This is a genomic window from Pseudomonas sp. Marseille-P9899 (assembly GCF_903166565.1).
In the GTDB taxonomy this organism is placed as follows: domain Bacteria; phylum Pseudomonadota; class Gammaproteobacteria; order Pseudomonadales; family Pseudomonadaceae; genus Aquipseudomonas; species Aquipseudomonas huaxiensis.
In genome coordinates this window covers 308,080-328,242 of sequence record NZ_CAESCG010000004.1, presented here as the reverse complement: position 1 = coordinate 328,242, position 20,163 = coordinate 308,080, and the positions used below count along the sequence as shown (strand labels likewise).

Genomic DNA, 20,163 nt, shown 5'->3' with positions numbered 1-20,163 from the left:
TTTCGTGTTTGAACTCACGAGCTACATTGGTCTGTTCGTGGCGGCATTCGGTGCCGCGACGTTATTGCCGATGCAGTCTGAAGCCGTGCTGGTCGGGATGTTGCTCTCCGACCGGTACGTTGTTTCTTCGCTATTGGCAGTCGCCACTGTTGGCAACGTGCTTGGCTCCGCTCTGAACTGGCTTCTGGGCCGTTCCGTTGAGCGATTCCGCCACAAGCGCTGGTTCCCCGTGAGCGAGAGCAAGTTAGAAAAGGCCCAGCAGTCGTATCTGCGCTACGGGCGCTGGTCACTGTTGTTGAGCTGGGTGCCCATCATTGGCGACCCGCTGACAGTCGTCGCCGGAGTCATGCGCGAGCCACTCTGGAGTTTCCTGCTGATTGTCACCCTGGCCAAGGGCCTGCGTTATCTCGTGCTGACCGCCGTCACGCTGGGGTGGGCATGACGATGCCTACTGTCCCGCTTTCCCCACTCAAGAGCCGAAGCAATAGCCTGGATCTGATCAAGTGGCTAGCGATGTTGACCATGGTTATCGATCACTTGCGGTTGGTGTGGCCGGAGTTGAGCAACCTGTTCATTCCGGGGAGACTTTCCTTTCCGTTGTTCTGTGTCGCCATTGCGGCCAACGTGGCGCGCTCCAAACGGGGCGAGTTGTTGACGGCGGCGAATGGTCGATACCTTGCCTTGATGCTGGTGTTCGCCGCCATTTCAGAAGTGCCGTATCGCTACATCAGTTCTTCGGGGTCATTCAACGTGTTGGTGACGCTGGCATTGGGACTGGTGATTGCCTGGGGATGGCAGCATCGCACCCTGTTGAGCAGTGCTATGGCGTTATTGGCCGCCGCGATTGCCTACGTGCTGGATGATCCACTGATGTACGGCTTCTACGGTGCGCTTGTTCCAGCGGCTGTCTTAATAGCAATCAAAGGCCCTGGTGTTCTTTGGCTGCTGCCTGCGGCTCTATGCTTGATGAGCAATACGCGAAGTAGCATCGTAACCAAGGCGCTGGACTTGGAGGTCTATTCATTGGTGGCTTTGAGCACCGCGTTCGCGGCGCCGCTGATCGGACTCTGGCTACTGCGTCAGACCTTCACCTTCAAGGTCTGGCCGGTGCGGCAATGGGGATATTGGTTCTATCCGGGCCACCTTGCCGCTTTGCAAGCGCTACGGTTGCTTGGCTGAATACCGGTCACCAGCTTTAGCAAATCTTAGGAATTCGCGATCACCTATTGGGCCATCGGCGATGCTGATCATCGATCACGTATGGGTGTTCGTGATCCACACCGTCCTGGCCGTCGATGTGCGCGTGATCGCCCGGCAGATTCTCATGGGTGTGTTTGATCGACTCCTGATCATGAGCTGGGCGCCAGATCACGATGCTGACCAGTAGTGCACTGCCTGCCACCACGGCGAGGCCAACAAACGACGCCGTGAGGCTGATGTTGGCTCCCAGCCATCCCGCCAGTGGATAAGTAATCAACCAGCAAGCATGGGACAGCGCAAATTGGGCGGCAAACAACGCCGGGCGATCTTCGGCATGTGCCGAGCGACGCAACAGGCGACCGCTCGGAGTCTGGGCCAGCGAATAGCCCACCCCGAGCACCATCCACAACGGCAGCAGGAAGTTGTAGGTGGTCAGGTTGATGCCGACGGCCAAGCCTACGACCAGTATTCCTCCGCCAAACAACATGGCCGTTCGGTCTTTGATGTTTTTCAGCAGGCGAGGCAAGACCAGGGCCGAGATCATGGAACCACCACCAAACGCAGCCAGCGCCAATGCCGTTGAGCTTTGGGGCAGAGCGAAGCGCGACTGAACCAGAACCACGGTGTTGACGATGACCATTGCACTGGCAGCCGCTACCGTCAGGTTGAGAGCCAGCAGCCCTCGCAGGCGGGGCGTCGCTAGGAATATGCGCATGCCACGGGTGGTTCGTTCATAGATGCTGCGTCGTGGTACTTGCTTCGCCTTTGGCAACAACACCGTGGCGACTAGGGCGGCAGAAGCGAGGAAGCCGATGACCGTGCCGGCGAAAAGGTTGTGGAAGCTGATCACCGTCAGGAGCGCGGCAGCGAGCATCGGGCTCGCGACGCTTTCGAGATCGTAGGCCAGGCGCGATAACGACAGCGCACGCGTGTAGTCGTCTTCATCCGGCAGGATGTCTGGAATGGTCGCTTGGAACGTTGGAGTGAACGCTGCCGATGCGGACTGAAGGACGAAAATCAGTACGTAGATTTGCCAAACCTCAGTCACAAACGGGAGAGCCAGCGCGACCACGGCCCGCACCAGATCCAGAGAGACCAGCATGGCTCGGCGAGGCAGGCGCTCTGCAAAAGCCGCTGCAATGGGCGCAACGCCAATGTAGGCGGTCATTTTGATCGCCAACGCCGTGCCGAGAACGGCACCTGCTTGGGCGCCTGCTAGATCGAACGCCAGTAAACCGAGCGCGACGGTGGCAAGGCCAGTCCCTACGAGTGCAATCACTTGAGCCAGGAAAAGATGGCGATAGGTTCGGTTGGCTAGGATTTTCAGCATGAGAAATCTCAAAAGGAAACGCGTGCGCCTATCTAGTCACTGAGATTTCCCGAAGATAGAAGAACTACGAGTTCTCGTTTTCAGATGATTTTGTATCCCCCCTAGGGGGATATGAATTCATCCTAAACCAGAGCCAGAAGTAGCTCAAGAAATAAGCATTCGACCTTTGATCGAGTCCCCGGAGAAGTAGCTTGCTCAGTGAAGGCACTTAGCCATACGCTGCCGGGCGTGAGACCTCTCACGGATATAAAATATGAGCAAGGAGCAAGCCCTGATGAAACTGTCCGCCATTTTGATCGCCGCTTTACTTTCGATTACGTCCGTTGCTGCCTTCGCGCACAGCGGCGGTACTGATTCAAAAGGTTGCCATCGCAACCATAAAACCAACGACTACCACTGCCATTAAATGGCAAAAGCCCAGCGTCAGGCTGGGCATTGGTGTGAGCTGGTCACTTCAGATCTGAAGGGGCCTGGGTGTCTGACGGACGCTGTTTAATCCGCTCGTGATAGCTAGCGCAGCAGATGTACTGCCAGACCAGCGAGCGCACAGGCCATCAGTACCTGAATGACGCCGCGCTTGAAGCGGAACAATGCTATTGCCGCTGCGATGGCGATTACTGCAGAGGGCCAGTCGAGGTTGCCGCTGAAGCCTTTCGGCCAAAGCACGTGATACCCGAAGAAGCACGCCAGATTGAGGATCACCCCAACTACGGCGGCGGTGATGGCGGTAAGCGGTGCAGTGAACTTGAGTTCGTTGTGGGTCGACTCAACCAGAGGGCCACCCGCAAGGATGAACAGGAACGAGGGCAAAAAGGTGAACCAGGTCACCAGGGCAGCTGCGACAGCTCCGGCCAGAAACAGCTGATCAGCCCCGAACACTTGCGAGACATAGGCCCCGACGAAGCCGACGAAAGCCACCACCATGATCAGCGGCCCAGGCGTGGTTTCCCCCAGCGCAAGGCCGTCGATCATCTGTGTCGGGGTTAACCAGCCATAGTGACCGACTGCGCCTTGATAGACATACGGCAGTACGGCATAAGCACCGCCAAAGGTCAGCAATGCAGCTTTGGTAAAGAACCAGCTCATCTGGGTCAGGGTTCCTTCCCACCCAAAGAGCGCGGTCAAAACACCCATCGGCAAAGCCCATAGCACGGCACCAATCAGTGCGAGTGAGGCCAATTTCAACCAGCTGAAGCGGGCATGTTCCGGGGACGGCGTGTCGTCATCGATTAAGGCCGGGCCGAAGGATTTTTTGGCGGCGCTATGGCCACCGGCTCTGAACTTCTCAGGTGCCAGTCGCCCGCCGAAATAGCCAATCAATGCTGCCCCTAAGACGATCAGCGGGAACGGAACATTGAATGCAAAGATCGCAGTAAATGAAGCCGCCGCTATCGCCCACAGCCAATTATTCTTCAATGCCCGAGAGCCGATCCTATGTGCCGCCTGCACCACGATGGCCGTCACGGCGGGCTTGATGCCGTAGAAGAGTCCGGCTACCACGGGTACTTCGCCGAACGCGATGTACATCCACGACAGCGCGATCAGGATGAATAGTGAGGGCAGCACAAACAGCGTGCCGGCGATCACGCCTCCCCACGTTCGATGCATCAGCCAACCAATGTAAGTCGCCAGTTGCTGAGCCTCGGGCCCTGGCAACAACATGCAGTAATTGAGGGCATGCAGAAATCTGCGTTCTGAAATCCAGCGTCGCCGCTCCACCAACTCCTGATGCATGATCGAGATCTGGCCCGCAGGCCCGCCGAAGCTAATGAAACCGAGCTTCAACCAGAACCAGAACGCCTCACGCAGACTAATTTCTTCAGGCCTCGACGGATCCGCTTCAATCTCTGGTGCAATAACTTTACTCATTGGGCTGCTCCTCTTTCACAAAACCGGCGAGCAGACCGTCGAAAATGGCACACGCGGCAGCCAGCAGTTGGTCGTCGTCGGTAATGGTTTCTCGCAGCCCTGCCAGTACACGTTCGATGCCGGCAGCCTCCACGGGTTGAATGCCCCCGATATCGAGGTAATGCACAAGTGCAGCAATGCGACCTAGACCTTGTATCTGGATTTGAAAACTGGCCTGTAGGGTTTCAAAGGTGACGCGGTTACCAACATGGCTGAAGGTTGCATCATCAAAATCAAACCCTAAGGCGTCGACTGGGCAGTCCTGTGGAGTCTTCAGCCAGACGATCTGAGCTTGCGGGTCGATGAAGCGGCGGATTAACCAGGCACAGGCGAGCCGGTCGACCCAGGGACGGTTACGGGTCGCCCAGATACGGCCCTGATAATCGCTGAGATTGAGTGCCGTTATTGGTTGGTTGCTGCTGTGTGGCTCATCCGGCGACAGGGCTCTACTGACCGCCGTCTCTAGCTCCTGCAACGCCGAATCAACTTGCTGCTTGGGCTTGCCTGGAAAGTAATCGATGCTGACCAGTTGATCGTGGGCTTTGCGCAGCTTACGAATTTGTTTGGTCGTCGCCAGGGCATTTTCAGAATTCAGCTGTCCACGGCACTCTTCTATCTCCGCACCAAGCCTACCGTAGTCATCGCTACGGTCGAACAACTCGACGAAGCGCTCACCTCTAGGGTCGACGATCGGCAGAACGTAGGCCGTGCCATTGATGGCGAGGATATCGCGCTCGACAGACGTCAGTGCTTCACGGCAGACGCCAGTGTCTGGCAGCAGATACGCGCCATCGCGCAGAACCGCAGCACCAGAAGCTTTCAATGCACGCCAGGCGCGCATGCGTTCGGTGGCATTGGCAGTGGGTAAGCCAAGAATCAGAGCCAGCCAATTATTCATGTAGAGTTAGCTATATAGTTTGTAATGACGATTACATTAATCAAGATCTTGGCGCTTGGGAAGCCGCGCATCGAAACACGGATATTGGTGAGTCCGACTGTAGGAGGAGTGGTCGTGCGCAAATAAGGGCTTTAGGAGCTGCACAATGTTGTCAGCGACAGAAATGCTTCTTTCATGCGCTTTAGATTTCTAAAGCTGGAGGGCCGCTTTTGGCCGATTCTGTTGAAAAAGTCGGCCATGGTTTGCGCATCAGAAAAGTACGCGTCCGAGATTGAAATCTTTACTTTTGGCAGGGGCTTCCGGACTCGGATTTCACGTAGCTGCGTGCAAAAAAGGCGTTCTCACCAGTCAATGATCAGGCAGTTTGGGCAGACCGACTTTTTCAACAGAATCGGCCGTTAGCTGCCCCCAGCCGAGGGCAGCTATTGGTCGACTCCAGCCGGTCGAGGGCATGCAGTTCGCCGGTCAAGTCTCTTGCAAACGGGCGGCCAAGTGGAATGCAATTCTCCAGTCGCTACACCACAAGATTGATACCTGGCTGCGTAACAGCTGAAATTAGCTGGAGCCGGCGTCCTATGATCAGTGGCGGCCACACGCAGCCTCCTGCAGGGGCGCTCAATACACCAGAGAGACTTGATGCATCCTTGGCACGGGTACACACCCACAGCTGGCCAGGGACGTCTTCTCGCGACACCAAGCGACATCTACCCTAAAGCCATCATCTGATCGAGAGTGTTTTCGTCGCGAAAACTCATCATCTCGTTGAACAGCTCCTCTGGCAGTACCCGAGACGCTGGAAGATGATCGATAAGGTAAAGCCGGATAGTCTGGGTAAAGTGAGACGTAACCGCTGAGCGAATTCGATCTTCTAGCTCCTCTGCTTTGTACCCGCTGCCATAGTCGAATATGGCAGATCTCCATCGGCTTTTGAGGAGATGGAAGCTCAGGACATTTCTTGAGGCCTTGGCACTCGTTCTATGGTGGGGCTCTGCCGTGACTCTGTGGAAATAGGCTGAGTCGATACGGAACATCTCCTTCAATCCCGACCCTGAGTCATCCCAAAACTCTGGGATGACAAAAATGAGCCGCTGCAAGAAATCGTCCGATAGCTCGCGGGGAGGGGTTACCGTCACCAGCATATTCCCGACGTGCTCAGGAAAAGCAACGTCACGCTCCTTCCATCGAAAATCGAAGCTGATATGAAATTTCTTCATGTCGGCCTCTTCCGCTTGCTGCAGCTTTTCCGTCACCAGGTAGCGAAGGCCGTCGCTCACGGCTACCCCCGCATTTTCGACCATAGCCGAGTAATTCGCGTACTCCACTGGATCGAATCGGACGCTGATTGCCTTTTTGACTTTGCTCTCAGACACGTTTACACGCCTCGTAACGTTTACTTTTCAAAACAGGTGACAAACCCATGAGCAACGATTATGGTTGCTTCACCCGCCGATGTCGAGCCTACGCCGCAAACGTGTCGCAGCACTGGCAGGGCAAATGAGCCAGGCTCCCATGGACTGGCTCACCCATTCAGCAAAAAACTGGGCCAAGCCCACATACAGGACTTCACGAATGACGACATTCAACCCCCACATCGCTGCAGATCCTGCAGCACAACAGGCAGCAGCGCCTACCCCCGCTGCCGGTGAATACTCAGAGCAATACACGATGAAGCGCCAGCAACGCCTGTCACTCACCCAGGAGGAAGCCGATTCGGTAAACCGCCAACTTGATTTGATGGAGCGATGCACCGGCAAACGTATTTCCGTGAACAAGCTCATTAAGCAGGCGACTTTGCAGAAAGCGGAACAGGTTTTGGAACAGGGGAAAAATAAATGAGCCGCAAATCCGCTCCACCCGCCATCGCTGGCAAACCCATTTTGGTTACCTTTGGGGTCAACCAGACCGACAAAGTCAACAAAGCGGCCAACATGCTGAACAAGTCTCCACGCCAATTCATACTCGACTCGACGATGGAGGCCTGCGAATCAGCCGGCAAAGTACCTAAGCCTTAATGGCTATCGTGTTAGCAGTGCTCGGCGGCCTCTGAGGTATCCCACACCTTGAGTCATCGAGCCACCTGCACGATTCTAGGGATCACCCCGACTCAGCTTCTCCATCCAGAGTACTCGCCGCAGAAACCCAATGACCATCGGCATCACTAAATTCTGTAAAATGGGAAAGTGCGGTTCTGACACGGCCAGTCGTGACGTGAGAATGGAGCCATCAAGTAGTTAAGGATTGCTGGCATGTCACGTTTCAAGGCGCCGCCGCCTCAGGCGATACCGGTCGAGTTCGACCATCACGAAGATTTCAATATTGCTCACCCCTCCACAGGCCTGGAATCCTGGGGATTGGTGAAGGTCACCAGCCAGTTATTGCAACAGCCTGGCGGGGATATCTACCTCAGGGCGGGCAAGCACATCGGGCCCCACAAAGGCTTCGGTGTACGCCACATCTGGCAAGAGCGTGGCCATGACCTAGTAAAGTGGGGCTACCCAACGGTCTATGACGTACCGCGTTTTGTGTCCGACATCATCGTGCATGGCTCAAACATCGTTTGTGAGTTTGACTCGATGAAGGGGAACGAGCGACTGATCGTGCTCCGGGGTCGCAAAGGGTGTGCAGTATTAGCAGCTTGGCCTATCGGCGATGACCAGCTCTATTACAGCGTGGTGACGGCTTATCGCAACCGTACGCCGAACGGGAAAGCTGTCGGGATGATTGAGGGTTTTCAAATCCCAGAAACGCCAAAGGCGCCAGATTTGGCGCCCTTGACTGAAGAAGATATGCGGGATGGTAGTCGCAGCGCTTGCTTAGCTAACCCCTAGGGGTTGGGTCACATGCCAACAGACCGAAGTCTGATGCCGCTACCACACGGATGGCGTCTCCGTGCAATCCACACTCCAGATCCAATTTCGCCTGATGATCTCGGAGCCCTGCTCTTATTTCCCGCACACCCACTATAGCGTCACGACCTGCGTTATACAAGGTGAAATCCCATGATGGGAAGTGAGGGCTGGCTATTTCAGATGAAGCGGATGCCAACAAAATAGGGGCAAAACCACTTCAGTTGAGGCTTGAATCTCCTAATGCTCCCCGGCCCACGCAGACTTGGTACGCGAGCGATTGCTCACATCAGCCATAGCAACCTAGGCTGATGCTTGCTCGAATTCAGGGTACCGGCCTCTCGGGCTGCCAAAAATTACAGCTGAAGTTATTCAGGCCCCCGCCGTAGGCACTAGGCCTCACCGCGAACACCTCTGGCACCGCATCCCCATCGCCGCCATCGCGGAAGAACTCTCTCATAGAGAAAAGCGCCTGAGCCTTCAAACGCTCCCATTCTCGGTTAAGACTGTCTTCTAGATCCCTGGCTGCCTCCGCCGCGCTGGGCTTGCGCTTGGGCATCGGCAAGGTATAGCTGGGCTGAGGGGAGAATTCGTAGACGAACGTCAGGTGCCCGTGCTTCCAGTCCGAAGACGGTGACGCTCGCCAGCGGAATGACACTTGCACTGACAGTCGCTTGCTGAGATGGAAAGGCGGCCTGATCTGATCATCAATGAAAAACAGCTCCCCCTCTTTGTGCTCAGTTTCAAGCCGACCCTTCATCTGCTGCACAGCGTGAATGAGGTCATTGCCGGCATGCAGCGCATCCTGTCGAGTGCGTTCGCGCTTGGCATGGGCCTTGGCCTTGCCGTACTCAGCGATCGCTTGTTGGAATGCGTGAAGCTTGGTACCCACGTAAGGGCCACAGTCACTGAGCCCAAGGCCATGAATCGGCCCCATACGCTCTTCATCCAGGCACTTGCGCACAGCTGTCCGAAGCGCTGTCTCGTCTACGTCGCTGATTGCAGCTTGCTGATTACTCGGCAAGTTAATGTAGGTCATACCCAAAACTATCCTTGTGTAATGGTGGCCAAGCTACCGTCTCATCTCAGCGCACAGCTTTCCGCGTCTCTGAGAGATAGCCCCATGGCGATGAAACACAGAAGCCCTTGAGGTTGATCAGGGGATACTGGCACAGATGCTCAGATAGGCGCAGCGCCCACAATGCCGACCTCTGGAGGCGGATCGATCACCTGCGGCAAAACGTTGAGCCATCTTGTATACGGACGTGCTCGCGGCCTGCTTGGAAGGGCCATCCATCACGTACTGGTCAGTGATAATGGAGTAGATCTTCGCACTCGGCCTTCGAGAGCCATTGATATCGAGCATCATGGGCCGTAGGTGACTCAGGGTGTATGGGATCCCCGTCTGAGCTCGAATCCAGTGCAGCTGCCCTTTATCGACGAGCATCCAAGGGAGCTCAATGCGCACACCGTTGACTTCAGAAACCATCCCTTCTTCGACGGCACCGCCGACGCTGTTAACCACCACCAGCCCACGCTTGGCGGCGGCAATCGCATCATCCATCAAGCCAGGGTCTTCTGCCCTATCTGGAAGTCCGCGTAACGCCCATGCAGCTTGGAATGCCGTGTTGGGGTCAGTGCCGTCCCTCGCCACGGCCAACAGCATGTCCATAATCGCCCAGCGAGCACGGATCGAGACGTCGATTTCCTGCTCGGCAGTGAGCGCTAGCTCATAGCGATAGTGGTACTGGAGGGGACAGCTCATGTAGGCCTGGAACGCCTCATAGCTCACAGTGGGTACCACGGTGCTGCTAGCCAACGGCAGCGGTATGATGGGTGCGGGCGGTACCTTCACCCCCAAGCGCTTAACCAGACTAGTGGGAGCAGCGCGATTGAGCGGAACTGGACGTGGCCACCCACTGATCTCATAGAGATACAGGTAATCACGGGCCCGAGACAGGGCGACATAGAGCAGGTTATTGCGCTCTACCCGCTCTTCGAACATGAACTCTGACCCAGTGCTGTTCAAAACTTCGGGAGGGATGAGATCCAACCCCCGCACATCGTATGCATAGGGTCGATTGGCGCCGTATGACGCGTCGTCAACATCGGTGACGTGAACTGCTGGGTACTCAAGCCCCTTGCTGGAATGCACGGTCATAACGCTCACCGCATCCAGGACTCGCGCTTCAGGCGGTAAACCGCGATCCCCTAGTTTTTCTCCAATCCTACGGCGAAGCTCCTCGCGAAGCAGGAACTGGGAAAGCCGTGCCTGGCGGATATCTCCGTCACCATTGCGTACGGCATAGACGAACAGCCATGTTGCCAAGCGCTGAGTATGGGCCTGAATGGTCTGATCAGCAGGGTTTGGAAGACCGTAGCGCTGATCGAGCAGTACTTTGGCGACAAAATCCCAAGGCCTTGAATTCCGCTTGAGCCCTCTCAACAGCAACGCCAAATTTGACTTGGCTTGCTGGCCAGCGGGCGAGAGGCCTGGCGTAGGCAGCCATAGCCAACGGCCTCGCTGCATGCTCAATCCCGCGCCTTTGCGGGTCAGGAATATGAGGTGCTCAATGTCTTGGGGCGGCATTCGAAACGCTGGCTCAGAGATCAGCCCGACCAGTGAACGCGGCTGTCGCATACACAGCAGTTCCATCAGGCACAGCAGCTTCTTTATCTCAGGGCGCTGGCAGACATCGCCGATGTGCAGCACTGGCACATTCAGATTTTCAAGCGCTTCAACAATTTGCTCAACGTTTGCCGATTTGCGGCTGATCACGACTTGATCCCTGTACGGGACACCCCTCTGCACCAGCCCATCAATGCGCTGAGCGATGGTGACGGCTTGGGAGGGCTTGGAGTCGCACTCATACAGGGTAGGTATGACCCCGATCGAGGGACGATACGCCGTGACTGGTTCCAGAGGCATCCGGTCATTCAGTGCATGATGGATGCCTGCGCAGGAAAATAGCTCCAAGATCTCAGGCGTGCTTCGCCGATTCAGGTCGAGAGCGTAGCGGCGCACCGTTGCTCCTGGAATGGTGCTCAAGAACGTGGTGTCGAAGTGCATCAAGCTACGGATCGACGCGCCTCGCCAATGGTGAATGGCCTGACGCACATCACCGACGACCCAGAATGATTGAGCATTCAGCGCCAATTGACGAAGGAGGTCGACCATCACCTCGGTGACATCCTGATACTCGTCCACTAGTACGTGCGAGAAATGGTCGATGTACTGAGCAACGCTTGTTCTATCCCGCTTGGCCTGGGATGCAGGGAGGGCAATGAGGTCAACGTAGTCGACCAAATGCTCAGCTCGCATTGCTGTTTCGTACGCTTCAAACAGGGTGGCGATGTCTTCGCGCTCATTGGCTACATCCGGCTCGCAGGGCGGAAGTGCAGCCAAGCGCGTGCGGTAGTCGGCAACTGTGAGGCATTCTTCCTTGAGTCGTTTGATATGGCCCAGAACGCCAGGTAGCCAATCGTACGGGTTCTGTAGCCTCAGATAATACTTGAGCCGCACCTTGGGCAGCGTGCTCACCATCAGGCGAACTTGCATCAGCGGATCTGCGAGCCGAACGTCGGACTCCAGGCCGAAAATCTGATGGTATTTGCGAAGGAATTCGAGCCCGAATGCATGAAAAGTCCCGGCCCACACGTCGGCGGCTCCGGCGATGCCAGACACCTTCAGGCGTTCAACCAATTCATGAGCCGCCTTGTTCGTGAAGGTCAGCACCAAGATTTGGCTGGGAGGGATACCGCGCTCGACCAGGTGCTTGATGCGATGGATCAGTGTCGTCGTTTTACCAGTACCCGGCCCGGCAACAACGTTGACGAAGGTTTCGGACGCGGTAGCAGCATCGTGCTGCCCCTGCGTCATAAGCGGCAGAGGAGGAGGTGGAGCAGGAGGCAATATGGGGAGCAAAATGCCGTCGAATAGCTGAAGACGAACGATCTCCAGCGGTACCTCCAGAGTGGCCGCGATGACCGTGGCACCAGTACCGCTATGGAACAGTTGGCTTGCGACACCACGGGGTAGCAGAAGCTCACGAGCAAACACGTTTGCTTGAAGCTCCAAGCGCTCACGAGCACCGTATGCTTCCACCGCCACCGTAGCCTGACTCCCATAGGAATCCGTCATGCTGGTCAGATGAGCGACCGTCTGTGCAGGGCGATCGCCGTCGAGGTACCAGTGACCCAACTCATGGGCGATGAGATAGGCCGTTTCTCCTGGAGACACATCGTTGCGGATGTAGATGGTTTGAATTTCTCGCTTGAGCACCCCGCTGCCGCCACCCAACTCTGGGTGCCCGAAAGGTAAGCGCTCAATCGCGATTTCGAGCGTGTCCTCAACATGAGCCAAGAGCCCAGAGGAGCTGACGCCACCTAGAGAAGCGGCCAATCCGACCAGGGCTTCTCGGGTTTCGAATGCTTGCCGACGTGCCCGGTCGAATGGATTCACACTTAGCCCTCTAGGTTCAGGAGACGCTCTTGTTCCTCAGCCGGCAGCTGAAGCTCTTTGACTGCGACACTCCACGCCTTGCGTTCCGCTTGCACGGTGGGTTTTCCATCAGTCGCTTTGAAAGCTGGAACGCATTGGGTGGCGAACCGACGCTCCAAGGCTACCGACACAACATCCAAAGGCTTCTTCAAAACGACAGCCAGCTTCGCCAGGACTCGCGCAGGCGCCAGTACAGAACCACCAAGGATCATGTTGGTCAGGCCGCGTTGCTCACCTAGATCGATCTGAGGAGCGAGAGCACGGGCTTTTACCCCACTGACCTGCTCGATCGCCTTGATAGCCTCTACGACAACCTCATCACGGGTAATCGAATTAGTCGTTGCCTCACGCACAGCAGCAGCGTGAGGGCAATGGCTCAAAGCGTTGGCGAGAAGGAAGTTGGTGAATGATGACAACGAGCGCTCATATTCACCTGCGCGTAAGCGCGTTCTCATCACCAGACGCCTGTCAGCCCGGATGATCCAACTCTCCGAATCGGCACCTGCGTAATCATTGGCAGTGCGCTCGTAATCAGTCAGCAGCTCCGAAGGGTCTACTGTCCTTGATTCTTTATCGAACCGGGTCAGCCCGTCCTGCACCAGATCTCGCGCAGCGATCGACAGCGATACCCCACGGCGTTTTGCTACGCGTCTTACCAACTCATGAAGCGAGACCTTGGTAGTTAAACCAATTTGCAAGCGGGCAGCTTGTGTTCGTTCATCGGTGATTTTGGTAGTAGCGGTAGGTTGCATGGTCGCCTCCAAAGTCTGCTTATCCGCAGGCACTGTGCGTGAGACAGGTGGCATCGCTAACCGTTCGTCGGCTGGAACTTGAGGAATCAGTTCGACGAGTACGGACATCAAGCCAAGCAGCAGGTGCGGTTCGTCCTTGCCGGTGACCACTACAGGCTGGCCATTAGCCAGTGTCATCTCACACTCAATGCCCTGGGAGGTCTCCCGCAAGTGCATGAATGGCTTAAGGCAGGCTAGGAAACTAGCGCACCCTTGGAGATAATCGGCAGGCTGAAGCTTGGGCATTTTCATAGACGGATTTGGTCGCTGGTGAGATCGTGCGTGATAATCACGCTGACATACATCACTTTTATATCACTCGCGCGTGTAGGGACACAATTGATCCAGGCAATCTTTACAGAAGCAGTGCGTGTCGCAGTCAGCGAATGGCGAGCGAACGTGACCTACGAGCAAGTGCTTGAGTACCTGGCGCGCCCCGGCGATCTGGGGCGTGAGCTGCAGCCTGCGATCGAACGCGAGCTCAATAGCCGGGGGAGCAGCTGTGCAGAGGTGCAAGCCTTTGCATGGGCACAGCCTTGCCTGACGCTGGAGGGTATCTTCCGGCCAGATGACCTACCCGATACCCCTATTGATTTTTGCCCGGTGCCTGAAGCAGAAGGCACGGTCATTGCCCGAGTCACTGCGATCGCGTGCCTTGCGGCTATCAATTCCGCCACGGTTTCCTATGGCTCCGAGAACGGAGGCGATCTGTTCGTGAACCTGGTGGTGTTCCCGCCTGGCCGAGGTAAATTCACAGTCAAATCGGCGGACAAGATGAGTGGGCACACCGATGGAGTGACCTTCCCGTTGCGGGGATACCGCGACCCCCTGAATGAACGCATTGCACCCTCTCCAGACTTTGTGTGCTTGTCGGCACTGCGCAACCCGAAGCAAGTTCCGACTACGGTTATGCCTCTTGACCACCTCATGGCGCACTTGAGCCAAGAGCATATCGACGAACTCCAGAAGCCCCAGTACATCATTGGTTCGCAACTGACCTTCCAGGATGGGATGGTAGACATCCTGGGCGACGAACTTGATGTCGATGATGCGCAGCTTCTCTTCCAAATGAATGGAAGCTGGTGGATCCGATTCAGCCACAGCACCACGCAGATTGCTGACATCGGCCACAAGTCCGCGCAGGAGGCAATGGACGCTCTGAAACACGCATGTGCTGACTGCGCAATCGCTGTTCCTCTGCAGCCAGGTGATATCGCCTTGGTAAACAATCGCATTGCGCTGCATGGCCGCAGTGAGCCTGGAAGTGAATACGGCGAGCAAACACGCTGGCTCCTGCGCACCTACGGGCTAGAAATCACTGATATCGATCCTAGCCAGTGGCATGAGGGCAGCGACTTCAAGCTATACCCGTAAACCTCAGCGCTTGGGCTATCACAAATGAGCTCGTCCGCTGCAAGCCTCTGCAAGTCCGGAATCCGTAGGTGTCTCAACTGGACAAGGTCAAAGCCCCAGGTCTGCCGCAAAACGCTGGTCGCGGATTGAAGCAGGGGCATGCCCATCGATGATCAGCTTCTGCTGCAGATGGCGTACGAGATGCCAAGCCAAAGGTTCACGGATTTCCAAGCAACCGTCGAGCTGATGGAAACCATTGGAGCGCTGTGTAACAAGGGCCTCTCGAAGCGCAGTAAAGCCATCAACGCCGATGACCGACCTGTGAACACGGATAGGATTATTCAGCCCAGGACGACGCTCGTAGGCGCTTAAAAGCGATCGAAGGATTACAGGGAGATCATCCCCATAGGCTTCGCAGGCAAGAGACCAGAGCTGACCATCAGACAGTGGGGTCATAGGATCCGATGTCGGGCTCGCATTATCCATAAATTGGCAACATAGCACCCAAGCGCGGCCAGAATTCAGGTGCACCCTGTAAACCAATTTTTTAACGTGTTAATCACAGGAGTTTACAGTGTAAAAATTTGGTTTACAGGCTCGAATTTTCAAAGTGCGTACAAGGGTCAGCAAATGCATTTCGTTAGAAATATGACGGGGGCGGACGTTTGCAGACGCCTGTTGTACGAGACGGGTGGAATTTCAGACGGACTGATCCCAGCAAAAAAGCCCTATTGGTTTGACGTCAAAGCGTAAGCAGCAGCCTGCGGCTGCAAAGTAAAGCGATTTCTCCTTGGCCCCCGGCCCACCCATTCCAACCTCAAATTCACCTTCAGTCCTCAAAACCGTGTGATCTAGAAGCCGTAAATATCAGATGTAAAAGCCGGCGAAATCCTGTGAGAAAAGCGGTGCCTGGGCCACTGCCGCTTTTATCTTGCTCTCAAATATAAGAACTCCGTCTCGCTTAAAAATTTTCAAGAGGGGGGGGTGAAAATAAAATGGACATTGCCGACGAACGGTAAATAAATTGCCTATTTGTCAATCTGAGTTTTCACTCAAAAATCCTCGAAAACCTATAAAAAATGCTTTAAAACAGGCGAAAACGCTAACATTTATGAGTTTCGATTCACCAAATGCGAATTTTGATCGCCTACAACCGCGTCCAGTAGCAGATACATTGGCCATGTCGATCATTTGTAACCGTCCGGCCAACTCACCTTCCTATCCACAATTGCTGGGACAAAAATCAGCAATCCTCCCTGGGTCAATTTTCAATCGGCAGGATGGGTCAGTTTTCAATCAGCGCCAACAATCAAACATCTTGCCTAGCCAAAAGGGCCTTCAGATCGCTTGCATGCAGCTGCTCTTGATGCCTATTGATACCATTGGCGCTGATGCTATAGGATCAGATCAGGAGATGGCATTCCTCCTTTAACCGCCTTCGTGCTGATGATGCCTACGTGAACCCTGGACAGGGTGCGTAGGTGCGTCTCCCTGTCCTCCATTTTAGGACAGGCTATGATCTTATCCTCCGAGTTTCCTTTTTCTTTCGGCGCGAGCCGCTTACCAGTTAGTCCACTCAGGTCTGATGAGGTGGGCTCGCCATGCTGAAGTCTTTAATGGTCATCGCCGTTGGCGCTTCACTTGGAGCCTGGTTGCGCTGGATATTGGGCATGAAACTGAATGCTCTGTTTCCTACGATTCCCCCAGGTACTGTGGTCGCGAACATGGTTGGGGGCTACATCATCGGCCTGGCCATCGCCTTCTTGGCCGCTTCTCCTACCCTCAGTCCAGAGTGGCGTCTCCTGATCATCACGGGTTTCTGTGGTGGGCTTACCACCTTCTCTACATTTTCAGCCGAAACGGTTGCCTTGATTCAGGAAGGCAGACTGGTCTGGGCGCTTGGCTCAATTTCGTTGCACGTTGCAGGCTCGTTAGCGATGACCGCTGCGGGGCTTCTGTCCTACCAAATGATTGGTACTCGCTGAGGAGATAGAAATGAAAGGCTATATGGTCGTTTTCTTCACCCAACAAAACCGTCGTTATCAGGGAAAGATGCTAGGCGAATGGATCGTCGACGTGGCTAAAGAAATGGGGTTGCGAGGCGCCACGCTCTGCACCGGAATCGAAGGGTTTGGGCACACAGGAAAACTGCATTCATCGCACTTTTTTGAGCTGGCGGATCAACCCACGGAGATTCGCTTGGCCATCACGGAAGATGAGGCAGAACGATTGTTCAAACGATTGGACTCTGAGGAAATATCGGTGTTTTTCACGAAGACGCCAGTCGAGATGGGCACCCTTGGAAAAATGCCCTCCAGCTCAACACCCTCCACAACTTCGGAGCTATGAACATGAGCTACGCGGACATCCCAGCTGGCAACGCCATCCCCGATGACTTCTTCACCGTTATAGAGATTCCTGCAAACCACTCGCCGATCAAGTACGAGGTGGACAAGCCAAGTGGGCAGATCTTTGTCGACCGCTTCCTCAGCACACCGATGTTCTATCCAGCCAACTACGGATTTATCCCGAACACGCTGAGCGACGATGGTGATCCGCTGGACGTCCTGGTGGTTTGCCCTTATCCCGTCTCACCTGGTGTTGTCATCCGTAGTCGCCCGGTTGGTGTGATGTACATGACTGACGAAGCCGGAGCGGATGCCAAGGTGATCGCAGTGCCTCACGAGAAACTTAGCTCATTGTACACCGACGTGAATGAGTGCTCAGACCTACCTGCGTTACTCCTCGCACAGATCCAGCACTTCTTCGAAAACTACAAAGCATTGGAGCCGGGTAAGTGGGTGAAGATGGGGCGTTGGGGGAGCGCGGATGAGGCGCGGGAAGAGATTCGCAAGTCGGTAGCGGCGTATATCCCCAAATAGGCTTACTCCAGATTCAAATGCCACTGTCGTAGGATCGCGCTGAGGTGCGTGCATTTATGCTGGGCCTCAGTTGCTTCAATCATCAAATATCCGAGGAGCCACACACCTGTAAAGAAGGATCGATGCTCGCTCGCCTAGTGAGGCTATGTGCTTGGAGCGCGCTCCTGCGTTTCATGAGCGAGCCCGTGCCGGGGAACACACTGACGGCTGATTAAGGCTCGGTGTAAATCGTTACAGGCTATGTGCCCTGCCGTGCTGGTAAACCTCGGATGTTAAAATAATCGCTTTGGATCAAAGCGCAAGGACACTGATGACTCATAGTAGAGCTCCCGCAGAAACCCCTAGAGCAGCCGCGATTCTGGCTCGCTTCCTATCGTCGGAATCCGCTGGCGGTCTTGTACTGATGGGCGCAGCACTCGCGGCCCTAATCGTGGCGAACTCGCCTCTCTCGCAAGGTTATTTTGCCGCCTTGCACAGTGTCTGGTTGGGCATGTCTGTGGAGCATTGGGTCAATGATGGCCTCATGGCCATCTTCTTCCTGATGGTCGGCCTAGAGATCAAAAGAGAGGTTCTGGCAGGTGGGCTTTCCACTTGGGGCCAGCGCGCCCTGCCGGGGTTTGGTGCTTTAGGTGGCATGGTTGTGCCTGCGCTGATCTACATCGCAATCAACTGGGGTAATTCTGAGACTTTGAAGGGGTGGGCTATCCCAGCCGCTACCGACATCGCATTCGCCTTGGGCGTCTTGTCGTTGCTGGGGAAGCGAGTCCCTACGTCGCTGAAGGTCTTCCTCGCCGCCTTGGCGATCATTGACGACCTGGGTGCTGTAGTCATCATTGCCTTTTTCTACACCTCTGGTCTTTCCATGCCGATGTTGCTGGCATCGCTCGCAACCCTGGCCATTCTGATCACAATGAATCGATTGGGCGTCAGACGATTGTTCCCGTATCTGCTGGTAGGTGGTGTGCTGTGGTTCTTCGTGCTGCAATCGGGAGTGCACGCCACCCTTGCAGGTGTCGCTGTAGCGCTGTGTGTTCCAATGGGTAAGCCTGAAGAAGAAGCCCGGTCTCCACTGCTGTTCCTAGAAGAAAAGCTGCATATGTGGGTAGCGTTCGCTGTGGTGCCGATTTTTGGCTTCGCCAATGCGGGTGTTTCATTGGCCGGTATTTCGATGGAAAACCTAGTCGATCCGGTTCCGCTGGGTGTAGCGCTCGGTCTGTTGGTGGGCAAGCAAGTTGGCATTTTCCTATTAGCTGCTCTGGCCATTCGTATGGGCTTGGCCAAACTGCCGGAAGGCAGCAATTGGGCACAGCTTTACGGCGTTGCGCTCTTGTGTGGCATCGGCTTCACCATGAGCCTGTTCATCGGAAACCTGGCGTTTGCTGGATCAGCTCCCCTGATCGACGAAGTAAAAGTGGGTGTGTTGATCGGTTCGTCCTTAGCTGCAATCGGTGGAGTCCTGATTTTGCGACGCGGCGCGGGGCCCGCCATTGTCGCCGCCACGGTCTCTAAATAAGCGTAAGCGAGCCGGCCACGGAGTTTCTCCCTGACAGAAATCCTGTGGCTGGAACATCGTCTCGCGAAGTGAGGTCATCGTGCTTTACGCCACAAGCTGCTGAGATAGCCCATCAAAGGCTGATTGGCGGCATCAACTCGGACACAACTTTTTTCAGCATGAACGTTTCGCGCTGAATTGACTGCCCCATCGATGACTCCTGACGCTGCATCACGGCTTCATTATGCGTTATGGCCTCATGCAGGTTGATCCAGACAGGCCGCATACCATTCGCGATTTCGTGGCTTTCCATTCTCACGGGCTCTAGCTGGGGCGCTACTTCGCATTGATAAAAATGCGAGGTCATGTGCATCAGATCGTACTGTGGCTTCCAGTAGGGCCGGTACTCCTCAATGTAACCGTAGTGCTGGAGCACCTGTATTTCACGGGCGCCAGTCTCTTCCTCAAGCTCACGCTTCAAGCCTGTGACAATGTCCTCGTCACCGTCAAGGCCGCCGCCAGGAAAGCTGAAGTCGTTATAGCGCTCGGTAAACAGCAACAGGATCTGCTCATGCCGCATCACGATGCCGCGTGCTGCATGTCGACGGAATACTCTGCCCTGCTTTGATGTGAGCTCGGGGTGAACAATTTCAGTTATGAGTTGCATGTGCTCTCGTTACGGCAAGATCAGTTAGTCATCGCCCAGGGTGGCCACGGCATTTCCGCAGTTCTGGAAATACTGTGGCCAGTGGCACTGGCTCAGCGAAGCAGCAATACGGGAAAAGTGGATGTTCGCAGCATCGTCGTGGTCGTGCTGCCTACCAGAAATTGCCTGATGCGTGAGTGCCCGTAACTGTCGGTTCTTCCCCGCTATTGCGGATCAATTCCAAGGTGTTGCGAGAGGTGCCGCATTCGGGGTTGTGGTAGATCGTGATCTGGCTCATATCGCTTCCTCGTGCTGA

General features: G+C 55.4%; 20 protein-coding genes, 2 pseudogenes and 1 riboswitch. Of the genes and pseudogenes, 11 read left to right on the top strand and 11 right to left on the bottom strand.

Features of this window, described 5'->3' with window-relative positions; translation table 11 throughout:
- Nucleotides 1-4: 4 nt before the first annotated feature.
- The gene (locus tag HWV67_RS21280; RefSeq protein WP_042561598.1) at nt 5-442 is read left to right on the top strand and encodes a YqaA family protein; all 438 of its coding nucleotides are present in this window, start codon (nt 5-7) and stop codon (nt 440-442) included.
- Nucleotides 439-1,179 carry a TraX family protein gene (locus tag HWV67_RS21275; protein WP_080896070.1) on the top strand — a complete coding sequence of 247 codons (741 nt, stop codon included), beginning with the start codon at nt 439-441 and terminating at the stop codon, nt 1,177-1,179. The genes HWV67_RS21280 and HWV67_RS21275 overlap by 4 nt, the downstream gene beginning before the upstream one ends.
- Before the next feature lie 40 nt (nt 1,180-1,219).
- Here the strand turns inward: HWV67_RS21275 and HWV67_RS21270 are convergent, their stop codons facing one another.
- On the bottom strand, nt 1,220-2,530 hold the full coding sequence (locus HWV67_RS21270) for an MFS transporter (protein ID WP_042561599.1): 1,311 nt from the start codon (nt 2,528-2,530) through the stop codon (nt 1,220-1,222).
- Nucleotides 2,531-2,804: 274 nt separating this feature from the next.
- Here HWV67_RS21270 and HWV67_RS21265 point away from each other — a divergent pair, with 274 nt between their 5' ends.
- Entirely contained in the window at nt 2,805-2,936 is a 132-nt protein-coding gene (locus HWV67_RS21265) for a YHYH domain-containing protein (protein WP_096144211.1), read from the top strand.
- 104 nt (nt 2,937-3,040) lie between these two features.
- Here the strand turns inward: HWV67_RS21265 and chrA are convergent, their stop codons facing one another.
- The 3 genes from chrA to HWV67_RS21250 all read right to left on the bottom strand — a co-directional run bounded on the left by chrA (nt 3,041) and on the right by HWV67_RS21250 (nt 6,706).
- Entirely contained in the window at nt 3,041-4,399 is a 1,359-nt protein-coding gene (chrA, locus tag HWV67_RS21260) for a chromate efflux transporter (RefSeq protein ID WP_042561600.1), read from the bottom strand.
- The gene (locus HWV67_RS21255; RefSeq protein WP_042561601.1) at nt 4,392-5,336 is read right to left on the bottom strand and encodes a chromate resistance protein ChrB domain-containing protein; all 945 of its coding nucleotides are present in this window, start codon (nt 5,334-5,336) and stop codon (nt 4,392-4,394) included. The genes chrA and HWV67_RS21255 overlap by 8 nt, the downstream gene beginning before the upstream one ends.
- 704 nt (nt 5,337-6,040) lie before the next feature.
- The gene (locus tag HWV67_RS21250) at nt 6,041-6,706 is read right to left on the bottom strand and encodes a hypothetical protein (protein ID WP_052491576.1); all 666 of its coding nucleotides are present in this window, start codon (nt 6,704-6,706) and stop codon (nt 6,041-6,043) included.
- A 199-nt stretch (nt 6,707-6,905) separates the two neighbouring features.
- Between HWV67_RS21250 and HWV67_RS21245 the strand changes: the two genes are divergently transcribed.
- The 3 genes from HWV67_RS21245 (at nt 6,906) to HWV67_RS21235 (ending at nt 8,164) form a co-directional block, all read left to right on the top strand.
- Nucleotides 6,906-7,172, top strand: a complete 267-nt coding sequence (locus HWV67_RS21245; RefSeq protein ID WP_042561603.1) for a hypothetical protein — start codon at nt 6,906-6,908, stop codon at nt 7,170-7,172.
- The gene (locus tag HWV67_RS21240) at nt 7,169-7,348 is read left to right on the top strand and encodes a hypothetical protein (RefSeq protein ID WP_042561604.1); all 180 of its coding nucleotides are present in this window, start codon (nt 7,169-7,171) and stop codon (nt 7,346-7,348) included. Before HWV67_RS21245 ends, HWV67_RS21240 begins: the two co-directional genes overlap by 4 nt.
- A 234-nt stretch (nt 7,349-7,582) precedes the next feature.
- Nucleotides 7,583-8,164: a hypothetical protein gene (locus tag HWV67_RS21235; protein WP_052491577.1), complete on the top strand. Its 582-nt coding sequence runs from the start codon at nt 7,583-7,585 to the stop codon at nt 8,162-8,164.
- A 343-nt stretch (nt 8,165-8,507) separates the two neighbouring features.
- Here the strand turns inward: HWV67_RS21235 and HWV67_RS21230 are convergent, their stop codons facing one another.
- From HWV67_RS21230 to HWV67_RS21220, 3 genes are all read right to left on the bottom strand, one after another.
- Nucleotides 8,508-9,221: a hypothetical protein gene (locus HWV67_RS21230; RefSeq protein ID WP_042561605.1), complete on the bottom strand. Its 714-nt coding sequence runs from the start codon at nt 9,219-9,221 to the stop codon at nt 8,508-8,510.
- Between the two features lie 117 nt (nt 9,222-9,338).
- Nucleotides 9,339-12,644 (bottom strand): UvrD-helicase domain-containing protein, encoded by a 3,306-nt coding sequence (locus HWV67_RS21225; RefSeq protein ID WP_042561606.1) that lies wholly within the window; start codon nt 12,642-12,644, stop codon nt 9,339-9,341.
- A 2-nt stretch (nt 12,645-12,646) separates the two neighbouring features.
- Nucleotides 12,647-13,612: a hypothetical protein gene (locus tag HWV67_RS21220; protein WP_096144210.1), complete on the bottom strand. Its 966-nt coding sequence runs from the start codon at nt 13,610-13,612 to the stop codon at nt 12,647-12,649.
- 261 nt (nt 13,613-13,873) lie between these two features.
- Between HWV67_RS21220 and HWV67_RS21215 the strand changes: the two genes are divergently transcribed.
- Nucleotides 13,874-14,848, top strand: a complete 975-nt coding sequence (locus tag HWV67_RS21215; RefSeq protein WP_235378434.1) for a TauD/TfdA family dioxygenase — start codon at nt 13,874-13,876, stop codon at nt 14,846-14,848.
- Nucleotides 14,849-14,935: 87 nt separating this feature from the next.
- Here HWV67_RS21215 and HWV67_RS21210 read toward each other — a convergent pair whose 3' ends face one another.
- On the bottom strand, nt 14,936-15,283 hold the full coding sequence (locus HWV67_RS21210) for a hypothetical protein (protein ID WP_143129414.1): 348 nt from the start codon (nt 15,281-15,283) through the stop codon (nt 14,936-14,938).
- Between the two features lie 945 nt (nt 15,284-16,228).
- Nucleotides 16,229-16,290: riboswitch (Fluoride riboswitch) on the top strand.
- Between the two features lie 138 nt (nt 16,291-16,428).
- Between HWV67_RS21210 and crcB the strand changes: the two genes are divergently transcribed.
- The 4 genes from crcB to nhaA all read left to right on the top strand — a co-directional run bounded on the left by crcB (nt 16,429) and on the right by nhaA (nt 19,222).
- A complete protein-coding gene (gene crcB, locus HWV67_RS21200; RefSeq protein ID WP_017337059.1) occupies nt 16,429-16,812 on the top strand; it encodes a fluoride efflux transporter CrcB in 384 nt (127 codons plus the stop codon).
- 10 nt (nt 16,813-16,822) lie between these two features.
- Entirely contained in the window at nt 16,823-17,176 is a 354-nt protein-coding gene (locus HWV67_RS21195; protein ID WP_020191805.1) for a DUF190 domain-containing protein, read from the top strand.
- A gap of 2 nt (nt 17,177-17,178) precedes the next feature.
- Nucleotides 17,179-17,709 carry an inorganic diphosphatase gene (gene ppa, locus HWV67_RS21190; protein WP_042561608.1) on the top strand — a complete coding sequence of 177 codons (531 nt, stop codon included), beginning with the start codon at nt 17,179-17,181 and terminating at the stop codon, nt 17,707-17,709.
- A gap of 310 nt (nt 17,710-18,019) precedes the next feature.
- Nucleotides 18,020-19,222, top strand: a complete 1,203-nt coding sequence (nhaA, locus tag HWV67_RS21185; protein WP_175652658.1) for a Na+/H+ antiporter NhaA — start codon at nt 18,020-18,022, stop codon at nt 19,220-19,222.
- Nucleotides 19,223-19,334: 112 nt separating this feature from the next.
- Here the strand turns inward: nhaA and HWV67_RS21180 are convergent, their stop codons facing one another.
- The 3 genes and pseudogenes from HWV67_RS21180 to HWV67_RS21170 all read right to left on the bottom strand — a co-directional run.
- On the bottom strand, nt 19,335-19,868 hold the full coding sequence (locus HWV67_RS21180; RefSeq protein WP_020192018.1) for an NUDIX hydrolase: 534 nt from the start codon (nt 19,866-19,868) through the stop codon (nt 19,335-19,337).
- Between the two features lie 92 nt (nt 19,869-19,960).
- Nucleotides 19,961-20,056: pseudogene (locus HWV67_RS21175) on the bottom strand (universal stress protein); the annotation flags it as partial.
- Nucleotides 20,053-20,145: pseudogene (locus HWV67_RS21170) on the bottom strand (arsenate reductase); the annotation flags it as partial. The pseudogenes HWV67_RS21170 and HWV67_RS21175, both read right to left, overlap by 4 nt.
- Nucleotides 20,146-20,163: the final 18 nt, after the last annotated feature.